The sequence below is a fragment of the Bradyrhizobium sp. USDA 3240 genome (assembly GCF_054063295.1).
Window position 1 is genome coordinate 979,269 of the sequence record NZ_JBSSGD010000002.1, and the last position, 12,792, is coordinate 992,060.

At 64.6% G+C, this 12,792-nt stretch carries 11 protein-coding genes and 2 pseudogenes; 3 read left to right on the forward strand and 10 right to left on the reverse strand.

What is annotated here, in order from left to right:
- Positions 1-24: 24 nt before the first annotated feature.
- The 9 genes and pseudogenes from ACVIGA_RS05310 to ACVIGA_RS05350 form a co-directional block, all read right to left on the reverse strand.
- Complete coding sequence (locus ACVIGA_RS05310; protein WP_456665563.1) at positions 25-375, reverse strand: DUF779 domain-containing protein; 351 nt, start codon at positions 373-375, stop codon at positions 25-27.
- A gap of 86 nt (positions 376-461) precedes the next feature.
- Entirely contained in the window at positions 462-1,979 is a 1,518-nt protein-coding gene (gene adh / locus ACVIGA_RS05315) for an aldehyde dehydrogenase (RefSeq protein WP_456665564.1), read from the reverse strand.
- Between the two features lie 187 nt (positions 1,980-2,166).
- The gene (locus ACVIGA_RS05320) at positions 2,167-3,123 is read right to left on the reverse strand and encodes a GAF domain-containing protein (RefSeq protein WP_223976281.1); all 957 of its coding nucleotides are present in this window, start codon (positions 3,121-3,123) and stop codon (positions 2,167-2,169) included.
- 191 nt (positions 3,124-3,314) lie between these two features.
- Complete coding sequence (locus ACVIGA_RS05325; RefSeq protein ID WP_456665565.1) at positions 3,315-4,442, reverse strand: tlde1 domain-containing protein; 1,128 nt, start codon at positions 4,440-4,442, stop codon at positions 3,315-3,317.
- Between the two features lie 424 nt (positions 4,443-4,866).
- Positions 4,867-5,560, reverse strand: a pseudogene (locus ACVIGA_RS05330) (DUF899 family protein).
- Between the two features lie 79 nt (positions 5,561-5,639).
- Positions 5,640-7,143 (reverse strand): annotated as a pseudogene (locus ACVIGA_RS05335) (glycosyltransferase family 39 protein).
- A gap of 7 nt (positions 7,144-7,150) precedes the next feature.
- Entirely contained in the window at positions 7,151-8,284 is a 1,134-nt protein-coding gene (locus ACVIGA_RS05340) for a glycosyltransferase (RefSeq protein WP_456665566.1), read from the reverse strand.
- 276 nt (positions 8,285-8,560) lie between these two features.
- Entirely contained in the window at positions 8,561-8,770 is a 210-nt protein-coding gene (locus tag ACVIGA_RS05345; protein WP_456665567.1) for a hypothetical protein, read from the reverse strand.
- Between the two features lie 68 nt (positions 8,771-8,838).
- Complete coding sequence (locus tag ACVIGA_RS05350; RefSeq protein WP_375775474.1) at positions 8,839-9,210, reverse strand: hypothetical protein; 372 nt, start codon at positions 9,208-9,210, stop codon at positions 8,839-8,841.
- Between the two features lie 141 nt (positions 9,211-9,351).
- Between ACVIGA_RS05350 and ACVIGA_RS05355 the strand changes: the two genes are divergently transcribed.
- From ACVIGA_RS05355 to ACVIGA_RS05365, 3 genes are all read left to right on the forward strand, one after another.
- The gene (locus ACVIGA_RS05355; protein WP_456665568.1) at positions 9,352-10,191 is read left to right on the forward strand and encodes a DUF72 domain-containing protein; all 840 of its coding nucleotides are present in this window, start codon (positions 9,352-9,354) and stop codon (positions 10,189-10,191) included.
- Positions 10,192-10,201: 10 nt separating this feature from the next.
- Complete coding sequence (locus ACVIGA_RS05360) at positions 10,202-10,663, forward strand: DUF488 domain-containing protein (protein WP_456665569.1); 462 nt, start codon at positions 10,202-10,204, stop codon at positions 10,661-10,663.
- A 146-nt stretch (positions 10,664-10,809) separates the two neighbouring features.
- On the forward strand, positions 10,810-11,664 hold the full coding sequence (locus ACVIGA_RS05365; RefSeq protein WP_456665570.1) for a hypothetical protein: 855 nt from the start codon (positions 10,810-10,812) through the stop codon (positions 11,662-11,664).
- 207 nt (positions 11,665-11,871) lie between these two features.
- Here ACVIGA_RS05365 and ACVIGA_RS05370 read toward each other — a convergent pair whose 3' ends face one another.
- Complete coding sequence (locus tag ACVIGA_RS05370) at positions 11,872-12,789, reverse strand: PhzF family phenazine biosynthesis protein (protein ID WP_456665571.1); 918 nt, start codon at positions 12,787-12,789, stop codon at positions 11,872-11,874.
- Between the last annotated feature and the right edge of the window lie 3 nt (positions 12,790-12,792).

Here is a 12,792-nt window from a genome sequence, read left to right on the forward strand (position 1 = left end):
GTTCCAGATCGACGCCGGACCGCCCTAGTCGGGCTCGCGCGGCGGCAGCGTGCAGATCTCGGACCGGGTCAGGAACCGGCGTTCGCGGCCATTGTCGAGCGAGAACATGCCGCCGCGGCCGGGCACGACGTCGATGATCAGGTCGGTGTGCTTCCAGACGTCGTATTGCGAACCGCTGATGTAGAACGGCGCCCCGCCGATCTCGCCGAGCTTGACGTCATGATCGCCGATCAGGAAGTCACCTTGCGGATAGCACATCGGCGACGAACCGTCGCAGCAGCCGCCGGATTGGTGAAACAGCACCGGCCCATGATCGGCGACGATCTCGGAAATCAGCTCCAGCGCAGCCGGCGTCGCGGTCACCTTGTCAGCCATCTCGGCCTCCGTGATGGAGGCTCCGGCGGGACACTCCGCCGAAGCCTGTCGCCTTCGTGCCCTCAAACGCGGGGGCAGTCGGGATATCAGAAGAAGCCGAGCTTCTTCGGGCTGTAGCTCACCAGCATGTTCTTGGTCTGCTGGTAGTGGTCGAGCATCATCTTGTGGTTCTCGCGGCCGACACCGGACTGCTTGTAGCCGCCGAACGCCGCATGCGCGGGATAGGCGTGGTAGCAATTGGTCCACACCCGACCTGCCTGGATGGCCCGGCCGAACCGGTAGCAGCGATTGACGTCGCGGCTCCAGATGCCGGCACCGAGGCCGTAGAGCGTGTCGTTGGCGATCGAGAGCGCGTCCTCGTCGTTCTTGAAGGTGGTCACGGACACCACGGGCCCAAAGATCTCCTCCTGGAAGATGCGCATCTTGTTGTGGCCCTTGAACACGGTCGGCTTGACATAGTAGCCGCCCGACAGCCCGCCGCCGAGATTATTGCGCTCGCCGCCGGTCAGCACCTCGGCGCCTTCCTTCTTGCCGATGTCGATGTAGGAGAGGATCTTCTCGAGCTGCTCGGAGGACGCCTGCGCGCCGATCATCGTGGTCGGGTCGAGCGGGCTGCCCTGGGTGATCGCTTCGACACGCTTCAGCGCGCGCTCCATGAAGCGGTCATAGATCGATTCCTGGATCAGCGCGCGGCTCGGACAGGTGCAGACCTCGCCCTGATTGAGCGCGAACATCACGAAGCCCTCGACCGCCTTGTCGAAGAAATCATCGTCTTCTTCCAGAACGTCCTTGAAGAAGATGTTGGGCGATTTGCCGCCGAGTTCGAGCGTCACCGGGATCAGGTTCTGCGAGGCATACTGCATGATCAGCCGGCCCGTCGTGGTCTCGCCGGTGAAGGCGATCTTGGCGATCCGGTTCGACGAGGCCAGCGGCTTGCCGGCCTCGAGGCCGAAACCGTTGACGACGTTCAGCACACCCTTCGGCAGCAGGTCGCCGATCAGCTCGAGCAACACCATGATCGAGGCCGGCGTCTGCTCGGCCGGCTTGAGGACGACGCAGTTACCGGCGGCGAGCGCCGGTGCAAGCTTCCAGACCGCCATCAGGATCGGGAAATTCCAGGGAATGATCTGGCCGACGACGCCGAGCGGCTCGTGGAAGTGATAAGCGATCGTGTCGTGGTCGATCTCCGAGATCGAGCCTTCCTGGCCGCGGATTGCGCTCGCGAAGTAACGGAAGTGATCGATCGCGAGCGGCATGTCGGCGGCCATCGTCTCGCGGATCGGCTTGCCGTTGTCCCAGGTCTCGGCGGTGGCGAGCTTTTCGAGATTGGCCTCCATCCGGTCGGCGATCCTGTTGAGGATCAGCGAGCGCTCGGCGACACTGGTCCTGCCCCATGCGTCTTTGGCCGCATGCGCCGCATCGAGCGCCGCCTCGATGTCCGACGCGTCGGAGCGCGGGATCTCGCAGACCGGAAGGCCGGTCACCGGCGAGATGTTCTCAAAATACTTTCCGGAGCGGGGCTCGCGCCATTCGCCGCCGATGAAATTGCCGTAGCGCTTGGCGAACGGCGCCTTGAGCACGGCCTGTATGTCAACCTTGTTCATGTGTTCCTCCGTTGGCACGCCGATGGGCACGGCGTTGGGTCGGAACGCTCGGTCAAAACCACGATACAGAACAGGGGGAGACCGCAACGGCCGCAGGGGAACTGTCGCAAATCTGAGACAGGGTGCGCCGCAAATTGGCACAGGCGCGCCAGCGGTCCGGATGCTGGTTTTGAGCCTCGGTTATGCTCTAGCGATGCAGGCCGAGCTGCTTGAGCTTGCGGTGCAATGTGGCGCGGGACATGTCGAGATCCTTGGCGGCTTTCGACACGTTGCCGCCGGCGCGCGCCAGCGCGCGCTGCAACGCTGCGCGCTCCGCGGCAGCAAGACCGCCATCGTCGCGGGTCTCGCCGATCAGATCGGCCGCCGGCAATGGCCGCGCCAGCGACGCCGCGTTGAGGCCAAGCGCGCGGCGCGCGGCGCGCGTTGCACCGATCACGAGATCGTCGCGATCGACCGCGAGCAGCGAGTTGACGGCGCGCTCGCTGCGCGGTGTCAGCAGGATTCGCGCATCGGGAAACGCGCGGCGGAAATTCTCGGCTTCGATCGCGCGCGCGGCGTCCGTCACCGTGGTCGCGATCAGCCGGGAAAATCCGTCGGTCAGATCCGCCCGGCAGGACGAGACATCAAGCGCGGCGGCAAGCTCGCCATGCTCATCGAAGATCGGCGCGGTGGTGCAGAACAGTCCGGAATTGCGGGTGAAGAAGTGCTGCTCGCGGTCGATCGACAGCGGACGCTTCTCGACGATGCAGGTGCCTATGCCGTTGGTTCCCTCGTACTTCTCGCTCCAGACCGCACCGGTCCAAAGCCCCCAGGCGTCGAACGTCGCATCATCGGCGCCCGCACCGCGCCGGTCGACGACGACGCCGTCGCGGTCCGCGAGCAGCACCGAACAGCCGACCCCGCCCACCGCAAGGAACAGCCGGTCGAGCGTGCTCTGGGCGACCTTCAAGAATTCACCGAGGCGCTGCTGTGCAGCGGCGATTTCAGCCTGGCCGAGACGATGCGAAGGCAGGCGGCTCGCCGGATCGAGCGCATGCAAATGGCCGGACCGACGCCACGACGCCGACAGGTCGGATGGCGCTCCGCCTCCGGCCAGCACGTCGAGAACCTTGTCCGCGTGCACGACGCCTGGCGACCGGCTCATGCTTCCCTCCCCTGCTCCCCGGGTTCTGTGACCCACGGGAGCGCGGCGCTGTTGGCCCTGGCACCCTTGTATTTTGCAGGATATAGCGCTGCCAGCGGCCTTTCAAGGGACGGGACTGCGACCTTCGGACAGGTACGGGGGCTGCATCGCTCGTTCACGCCGTGGGGGCAGCGCCCCCGCCAGGACGGCGCTTACTGAACCCTCGCCAAGACTGCGAGGCGGCGGATGCCCTTGTTACGGTAGGCGTCGAGGAACGCGTAATAGTCCTTGAACGAGACGCAGCCGTTGGAGTCGCCGTTCGGGCCGAGCATGAAGGTGTGTGCGAGCAGGCCGTCGCGGTTGAAGATCTTGCCTTCGCCGCCGATCGGATTGAGTCGCAGCGCCGGCACGCCGTGGAACAGCGCCTCACGCGGCTTGAGCTCGTAAATGTGCGGCGGCGTCACGCCGACCATCTTCATATGCGAGGACCTGGGATCGTCGAGCCGGGAGCCGAGGCCGGAATGCGCCTCGAGGCGCGTGCCGTCCGGCAAATACACGGTCTTGGCCGAGATGTCGTAGACCGCGGTCTGGCGGTCATAGGGCGGCGAGCCGCCGAGCATCGGGTTCTGGTCCAGCGTCGAGGGGATGCTGCCGGTGACACTGGCATCGGCGGAAGCGAAGGAGAGCAGCCCGCCGCTCGACTCGCGCTTGCCCCACAGCTTCTCGACCATGGTCTGCCGCTCGCTCGATGCGATCGACAGCACCGCGGCCTTGGCGCGTGCGGCCATGTCACGGACGCCTGCGGATTTCGTCGCCAGCTTGGCGTCGGGCGCCTTCTCGGCCGCTTTGGGCTCAACCGTTGTGGCGGGATCGTTGAGCGCCACCTTCAGATTGGCCGCGGCTTGCTTCTTGGCGGTCTCGACCGATTTCGGCGCCGGCAACGGCTTCGATGTCTCGGCGAGCTCTGCCGTCGCCACCGCCCTCGCCGCTACGGCGACCTTGGGTTCAGCGGCCTGCTTGATCGGGTCGATCTGCGGTGCGGCGTCAGCCACGACGCTGGACGCGACGCCCCCAGGCGAGGCGGCCGCAAACCGATCGTTAAACATAAGTGAGGGTGTCGGGGCTTCCGACTTCGCGACCTCGGTCTTGGCGGGCGCCGCCGGCGCCGGCGTCAGGGACGCGAACACCTCGTTGAATGCGGGTGCGGGCCGCGCGGCAACGGCGGCCGGCCGCTTCGCCACCGGCGCGTCAAGCGACGCATTGCCGACCGACGGATAGACGCTCGCCGCAAAAATGTTGGCATAGACGGTCCAGGCGCAGCCCAGCACCAGCCCCGCCACCGCGGCGCTGCCGAGGAAATGCTGTGGGAGGATTTTTCGGGAGGTTTTCTTGCGGCTTGGTGCCCCAAGAACATACGCACTCGCACTCGTACTCATACGCCCGGCGCTCAAAACAGGTCCACCTTTGTCCCTCACTCGACGCATCGTCGAACGATGTTCGGCTCAACGTCGCGCGGGGCACAGACGGCCATTAAGGCGACTTTTAGTTAAATGCGACTTAACCGGATGTGATCCCCTGCAACGCGGGAAGTGCCTGTGGCGTAGGGCTTTTTTAAGATGGCATTGGACCGCCGAAGCGGCTTTTTTGTCCCATGATGGGACATTCCGGCACCCGGTTCCGCTACCGCATGCCGAGATAAATCCTAGGGAGAATTTCCTTGCCGATCGCCCCGTAATCGAGCGGGGATCGAGCAAAAACCATCTCTCAATAGCTGAGCTTCGGATACCAGTCCGCGCCGCGCCCCTCGCGCGTGGTGTCGAGCAGGGTCCAGAGCGGATCCATGTCCGGCGCCGCGCGGGTCCTGGCCGGGATCGACGGTGCCGGCCCCCATCTCGCCGGCCCAGAAATGCCGGATCACGCCGCTCTGGCGCGTGAAGACATTGTAGCCGGGCACGTCGCTGTCATCCTTGCTGACATAGTCACGCGTGTAATCGCCCGATGCATCCGAATAGACCTTGTGACGCGTCCAGCCGCGCGCCTTCTTCGCCTCGATCAGCCGCGCGATCGGCGAGCGCGCCACGAACACCAACGCAACGCGCTGCTCGATATCCGGCAGCTTCTCCTCCCATGTGCTCATGAACGATGTGCACATCGGGCACGGCTTCTCGCGCTGCGGGCCGAACATGTAGCTGTAGATGATCAGCGTCTGCTTGTTGCCGAAGAGGTCGGCGAGTGAGGCCGCGCCGGACTCGCCCATGAACTCATACGCCCTGGTCACCTCGCCGCCCGGCGGCAAGGCGCGACGCAGCTCGGCGACGCGCGCGATGTGCCGGCGCAGCTCGATCTCCTCGACGAGCAGCGCCTGGCGCGCCCGGCGATACTCGGCGCTCTCATTGGGAAAGCGCCTTGCGTTGGTGCTGGCGAGCTCGGCGGCGGGCTTGAGGACGGAACTGGTCATGGTTGGAACCTCGCATGGTTGACGGGCTCCCTGGAAGACGAGCCGGAACCGGACGATCCGACACGTAACGGCGAAGGTTTTACTGCAGTTCCGGCGGCGGCGACCGGTCGAATACGTCGCCCTTGGCGCCATCAAGCAGATCGAGCGCGTAATTCTCGATCACCAGCGGCCCACGCATGCGTTTGGCCTCGGCCACCGTTTCGACATGGGCGAAATTGTCGCGCACCGAGGCCGGCATCGGCTGCTCGACCTCGTGCACATACAGCAGCTTGCCGGCCAGTTGCGCCGGGCTCGGCTCGGGCATATTGACCCAGCGAATGCGCTGGCCCTGCTGGGCGACGCAGGTGCCCTTGGGGAGATAGAAGGCAAGCCAGCCGGTGGTGCCGTAGTCCGGCGACAGCACGCAGGTCGCGCCTGTGCGCGCGCGCACCGCCTCGATCTCGCCCGCGAGCTCCTGCCAGCCGACGCCGACGCTGCGCACGGTGGCGTCGCGGCGATAGCCCGAGAGCATGCCGGTGTTGGCCTGCACGATCAGCAGCGCGAACAGCACGACGCCGGTGGGCGCGGCCCAGCGGCGGCAGAAATCGATCGTGCGCTGCTCGCGCGGCGCCCACTGCACCTGGATCGCCGCGACCGCGGCCGCCACCGCAAAGGCCGGATAGACCGGGCGCGAACCAATTGGCCTCGACCCGCGCATGCAGCGCGTGCCAGGTGAAGTAGACCACGATGGTCCAGAACATCGTGTTGACCAGCACGCGTGCGGGCATCGCGCCGGCGCGGCGCCGGTAGAGCGCATAGAGGCCCATCACACCGAGGATGAAGACCAATGGCGTCGCGAACGCAAACTGCGTCGGGATCAGCTCGGCGATGTAGTTCGGCCGGAAGTCCTCGATCCGGGCGCGGCCCATCTGCTTGATGAACGACACCCAGTGGTGATCGGCATTCCAGAGGATAACCGGCGCAAACAGGCCGACCGCAACCAGGCCGCCGAGATAGAGCCATGGCGAGAGATACCAGCGCCGCAGCTTCGGCACGACAGCAAGCCAGATCAGGATCGCGGGTCCGAAGAACAGCGCCGTGTATTTCGACAGCAGCGCCAGGCCTGCGCTGACCCCGACCGCAAGCCACCAGGCGCCGCGGCCGCTCTCCAGCACCTTTGCCAGCGAATACAGCAGGAAGCTCGCGGCAACCAGCAGCGGCGCATCCGGCGTCACGATCAGCGTGCCGACGGCGGCCATCAGCGTGACATTGAGCAGGATGGTTGCGCTCGCGGCGATGCGCCGGCCGCCGAACAGGATCTCGGCCGCGCGGTAGATCGCCCAGCTCATCGGCAACGCGAGCAGGATCGACACCAGCCGAACGCCGAACGGCGTATCGCCCGCGATCATGGTGCCGAGCCGGATCACGACCGCCACCATCGGCGGATGGTCGTAATAGCCGCCGGCGAGCGCCTTCGACCACATCCAGTAATAGGCTTCGTCGAAGGTCAGCGGCGTCCATGCGGCGGCGGCCAGCCGCAGGACGACCAGCGCGCACACCGCAAGAGCGGTGTTCCGGGCCAGCCGCGCCTCGTTCGCGTTCATGCCACCGTCATCGCTTGCGCCAGACGAACAGCCCGGACATCGCGTAGTTCCACACCACGCCCATCAGCGCGCCGGCCGCGCCCGCAAGCCACCAGATCGGCTCCTGGTCGTAGACCGAGAATGCGACGCCGACATTGGCGAGCAGGCCGACGCTGCAAACCAGATAGAACAGCAGCAGGCCGCGCAGGATGCCAAAGCCCTTCAGCCGCTGGTCGCGATAGGTCAGGAAATTGTTGAGGATGAAGTTGCTGGTCATGGCGACGATCGCGCCGGTGGCCTGCGCCTCCGGGAACGGCGCCTTGAACAATTCCAGCGCGATGAACAGCACGCTGAGATGCACCAGCAGGCCGAGCCCGCCGACGGCTGCGAACAGAATGAAGCGCAGCGAGATCAGATCGTTGGTCAGCTTCGCCAGCACCAGGCCAAGGAAGTCGAGCGCGACCATCGAGTCAAGCTTGCTCTCGCCATGCTGGCGGGCACCGAAGGTGTAGGGAATCTCGACCGCGCGCAGCTTGCCCTCGGCCGTTGCCACGACATCGAGCAGGATCTTGAAGCCCTGGGTCGAGAGCTGCGGCGCAAGCTGTTCGAAGCGGTCGCGGCGGATCATGAAGAAGCCGCTCATCGGATCGGCGATCTCGACCTTCAACGAGCGGCGCGCGATCTCGGTGGCAAAGGCGCTGGCGCCGGCGCGCTGCTTGTTGAAGCCTTCGGTCTTGTAGCCCTCGATATAGCGGCTGCCGACCACGAGCTCGGCCTCGCCGCTTTGCAGCAGCGCGACCATCTTCGGGAGCTGGGTCTCGTCATGCTGGAGGTCGGCGTCCATGACCGCGGCAAAGGGCGCGCTCGACGCCAGGATACCCTCGATGCAGGCGCCGGACAGGCCGCGCCGGCCGATCCGGCGGATGCAGCGCACGCGGGAATCCTTCCGCGCCAGGGCGCGCACCACGTCCCAGGTCCCGTCGGGCGAATTGTCATCGACGAAGATGACCTCCCAGGAGACGTCCTTCAGGGTCGCGTCGAGCCGCCGGTACAGCACCGTGACATTGTCGCGTTCGTTGAAGGTCGGGACGACCACCGAAAGCTGCGGCAAACTTGCTGCCTGCGAGGCGGCTTCGGGGGCTAGCTTGATGGCGTCATTCATGAGCGCCAGCGTATAGCCGCAGCCTCCCCCGCTGCCAAGGCGGGCCGACCCAAACGCGGTCTCGGGAAGCGGGAAAACGGGGCAAAATACCCCTAAAAATGCCAACGACCACGAACAAGGGGCGCGCGTACATCCGGCGCAGCCAAACAATGTCGTGGTCGTCCCGGCGCCGGAGCCCTTAAGCTGCAACGTCGCCGTTATGAGCCAGATAGGAAGCCCCCATGCGATCCGCAAGGGGCGGTCTGCAAGGGGCGGTCTGCAAGGGGGGCAGAGGCGCTAGTTGTTCGGGACTTCCCGGATCACCGGGCCGCGTGGCACCGGGGCCGCCGGTGCGGCCTCGGCGGCGGGCGCCGCCTGCGGCTGCACGGCTCCGGGCTTGGTCGGGTTACGGAGCTGGCTCGGCGACGGCCCATAGATGAACGCCGCCGCGAGCGCCACGGCCGCGACCACTGCGCCCAGGAAGCCTGCCGTCGATTGTGACCTCATGCCGATCAATCCCCTCGCCTCCGCGGATTGATATCAAAAATCGGCCGGCCGCAACAGGATTCGGGAACCTATTTCGCCGCCGCCCTGCGGCGGGTGAAGGCGGTCACGATGTCCTTCTGCGCCAGTTCGATCGCGCGATTGGCGGTGGTCAGATTGGCGTCTGCATCCTGCTTCGGAAACTGCAGCGACAGGAAGTCGATCAGCGACACCCGAAAATTCTGCCGCTCCGAGGGACAGACATTGGCGATCAGCGAAGTGAACTCCTGGTCGGACAGCGCCTTGTTGCTGTCGCGCGGATATTCGCGGGCGAGACAATTCCAGTAGGCGTCGCGACCGGTGATCGCGAGCTTGTGCGCATCGTCGACCTCGTCGGCCATTGCAGCAGACGATATGGCGGCGGAGGACGTGATCAGGAGGGCGGCCGCAACCAGCATGCGCATGTGTTGTTCTCCATTTTCGCGCATCGTAGCGAAGAGCGACAACCACGATAAGCACCCGCGCGGCAATCTGGCAAACTGGCCAATCACGATTATTTTGACTACTCTCGATCCCTGTTCCCCCTCCTCGCGATGAGTGCAGTCGTGGCCAAAGCTCCCACCAAGGCGACCAAGACAGATACTAAGACAGACGCAGGCAACATCTATATCGGCATCGGCGGCTGGACCTTCGAGCCGTGGCGCGGGGTGTTCTATCCCGAGAAGCTGACGCAGGCGAAGGAGCTGTCCTACGCCGCCTCCAAGCTGACCTCGATCGAGATCAACGGCACCTATTACGGATCGCAGAAGCCGGAGAGCTTTCGCAAATGGGCCAGCGAAGTGCCCGACGGCTTCATCTTCTCGCTGAAGGGGCCGCGCTTTGCCACCAACCGCCGCGTGCTCGCCGAGGCCGGCGATTCGGTGAAGCGGTTCTATGATTCGGGCGTGCTGGAGCTGAAGGACCGGCTCGGCCCGGTGCTCTGGCAGTTCGCGCCGACCAAGAAATTCGACGGCGCCGATTTCGGCAAGTTCCTCGAGCTTTTGCCGCGCAAGCTCGACGGCCGCGCGCTGCGCCATGTCGTCGAGGTGCGTCACGACAGCTTTTGCGTGCCCGAGTTCATCGCCCTCATTCGTGAGCACCAGGTGCCGGTGGTGTTCGCCGAGCACGGCAAGTATCCGGCGATCGCCGACGTCGCCAGCGACTTCGTCTATGCCCGGTTGCAGAAGGGCAATGACGAATTGAAGACCTGCTATCCACCGAAGCAGCTCGACGCCTGGGCCAAGCGGTTTCAGGACTGGGCCGGCGGCAGCGAGCCGAACGATCTGCCGCGGGTCGACAAATCAGCGCCGAAGAAGGCCCCGCGCGACGTGTTCGCCTACGTAATCCACGAGGGCAAGATCCGCGCGCCGGCGGGCGCGATGGAATTGATCGAACGGGTGAAGTGAGGGAGACCCGATGGCGAAGGCAAAAAAGCTGTTCACCATCGGCTACGAGCAGACGCCGTCGAAGGCCGTGCTCGACGAGCTGGAGCACGCCGGCGTCAAGCTCTTGGTCGACGTCCGCGCGGTAGCCTCTTCGCGCCGCCCCGGCTTTTCCAAAACCCAGCTCGCCGCAGGCCTCGACGAGCGCGGCATCGGCTACGTCCACCTCCGCGGCCTCGGCACCCCGAAGAGCGGCAGGGAGGCGGCGCGCAGCGGGCAATATGCGCTGCTGCACAAGATCTATTCGGCGCACCTCAAGACGGTGCAGGCCAAGGAGGAGCTCGACGAGCTATCGGCGCTGGTGAAGAAGTCCGGCCCGGTCTGCATCCTCTGCTACGAGCGCGACCACGAGCACTGCCACCGCCGCTGGATCGCCGAGATCATCGAGGACCGCGACGGCGTCAAGATCGAGAACCTGGCCGCGCCGCAGGCTTAGCAGAAACTTCCTGCTCAATCAGAGCATTGCCGGTTTTGACCCGAAGCAGAATCGCACCGTGCGTAAATGCCACGATACTATTAGTCATTGTCGGCGTCTTCCGCTAAAGGTTGTCGGCGATTGACACGCAACTTTTGGATGATTTAGTGCAGGTCGAGAGAATTCTTCGGAGCCGCGCCGGCATATTTGTCGTCATCGGCTGGCTCCTTTTCGTGGTGTCGATCCCGATTTGCCTTTCGGTCGTCGTGGGTACGGCTATCAGTCTGACCTATTTCCCCGCAAGCCCGCAGGTCCCATTCGCTGCGTACGACAATCATGCTTCCTGGATATTTCTTGCTTCTGTCGCGTCTGCCGCGGTTGCGTCTACAATCGCGCTCGCTTTGAATTTCCGAGCCACCGCGTCCGCGTTGGTGGTTGTGACTTGGAGTATCACAATTGCCGGTATTCCGGTTGGTCGTTTGTTTGTGAAACCCGGACCGGAATATTTCGAGCGGCATGTCGGCCAGGAAGTCTTTCTGGTGCCTTGGAAGTATGTGCCGACCAGCCCTGGGGTGCCCCTTGATAAAATGCCGAAGGAGGTTGGTTTCTCTGCGAGTCTCTGTCTTTCCAATCTCGGGGCGCGCACGGACGTAGGCTGCGGTTTTATTCAGAGCGTCCATGTTTTGCCCAGCGAGAACAGTGGTGCTGATCCCGACCTAAGATCATGGCGCGAGTACCGATCTCAGATGAGTCGCGGCCTGGACCGCAACGGGTATCAGTCATTTGACTTGAGCTTTACGCAGTCTAACGGCCGTCCGATGGTCGGACATTACTTCGCTCGTCTGAACTCGAACGGACAGCTCACTCGGCTCGTCATCTGTGGCGCTAACAGCGAGAAATTCTGTACAACCCACGCGCTGGTAGGCAACTATTGGCTTCGATACCAAGCAGGCTTGGCAGAGGGCGATGAAGTGCTCGACGGCAAGCTCGCGGCGTTGATCGAGTCATGGCGACGCAATTAGCGTGTTTGAATGAGTACACGCCCGAGAGCATGATGAGATCAGGCTCGTCGGGAGCGGCAGGCGGGTTTATCTCTCCCTTGGGAAAGGTCGGCGCGTAGCGCCGGGTGAAGCACTACGGTCTCTGGTTAACACCGCGGCCCCCCCACCCGTCAGGGAAAGGTGAATTGCATCATTGGCCAAACCGATTCAACTTAACTTCATCCCGTTTTAGCTCTCCGCGCCCCGCAGGTTCAACGTCCCCTGCATCATCTGCACACAGGCCCCGCCGACATGCGCGGATAGGACTGCGCCATCCTGCTTGCGCACGCGGGTCAGCAGCAGGCTCGGCCGGCCCATGTCGAAACCCTGGCCGACCGTCAGCTTCAAGTCGCCGTCGCGCAATGGATCGAGCGTGGCAAGCAGCGCGGCCGCGGCGACCGTGGCGCTGCCGGTCGCCGGGTCCTCGATCAGGCCGCTCGATCCCGGAAAGAACATCCGTGCCTGCAGATCGCACGGCGCCTCCGCGACGGGGACGTCGCGCGTGTAGAAATACGCGGAGAAGGCTCCGTCACGCGGGAAGAAGCGCGCGAACGCTGCCGCATCCGGTTTTGTCCTCCGCACCGCATCGCGCGATGCGACCTCAAAGACCAGGAACGGCGTTCCGACGCCGACCACCTGCGGTGCCTGGCGATCCGTCCTGACGTCGTCTGCCGTGAGCGAGATCAGGCTTGCGACCTCGCCGGCGGAGAACTGCGCCAGGCGCGACAGCGGCTGCGGCGCGGTCAGCTCAGTGGCGACGACCTTGCCGCCCTCGCGCGCGATATCGACCGGGACCAACCCCGCCTTCTCCTCGAAGATCAGACGTGGCTTCGGCTCCTTCGCAAACTGCGCCAGCACGAAGGCGGTGCCGACATTGGGATGGCCGGCAAACGGCAGTTCTCTCACTGGCGTGAAGATGCGAACCTGGGCGTCGTTGGCCTTGTCCTGCGGCGGCAGCACGAAGGTCGTCTCGGAATAGTTGAACTCGGTCGCGATCGCCTGCATCGCTTCGCTCGACAGCCCTTCGGCGTCGAGCACCACGGCGAGCGGGTTGCCGCCGAAGGCGCGATCGGTGAAAACATCGACGGTGATATAGCGGCGCTGCATCTT

Bases quoted from the DNA above. Each gene is read 5' to 3' on its own strand.
- ACVIGA_RS05310 (WP_456665563.1), bottom strand. From the start codon at position 375: ATGGCTGACAAGGTGACCGCGACGCCGGCTGCGCTGGAGCTGATTTCC.
- adh (WP_456665564.1), bottom strand. From the start codon at position 1,979: ATGAACAAGGTTGACATACAGGCCGTGCTCAAGGCGCCGTTCGCCAAG.
- ACVIGA_RS05320 (WP_223976281.1), bottom strand. From the start codon at position 3,123: ATGAGCCGGTCGCCAGGCGTCGTGCACGCGGACAAGGTTCTCGACGTG.
- ACVIGA_RS05340 (WP_456665566.1), bottom strand. From the start codon at position 8,284: ATGAATGACGCCATCAAGCTAGCCCCCGAAGCCGCCTCGCAGGCAGCA.
- ACVIGA_RS05345 (WP_456665567.1), bottom strand. From the start codon at position 8,770: ATGAGGTCACAATCGACGGCAGGCTTCCTGGGCGCAGTGGTCGCGGCC.
- ACVIGA_RS05350 (WP_375775474.1), bottom strand. From the start codon at position 9,210: ATGCGCATGCTGGTTGCGGCCGCCCTCCTGATCACGTCCTCCGCCGCC.
- ACVIGA_RS05360 (WP_456665569.1), top strand. From the start codon at position 10,202: ATGGCGAAGGCAAAAAAGCTGTTCACCATCGGCTACGAGCAGACGCCG.
- ACVIGA_RS05370 (WP_456665571.1), bottom strand. From the start codon at position 12,789: ATGCAGCGCCGCTATATCACCGTCGATGTTTTCACCGATCGCGCCTTC.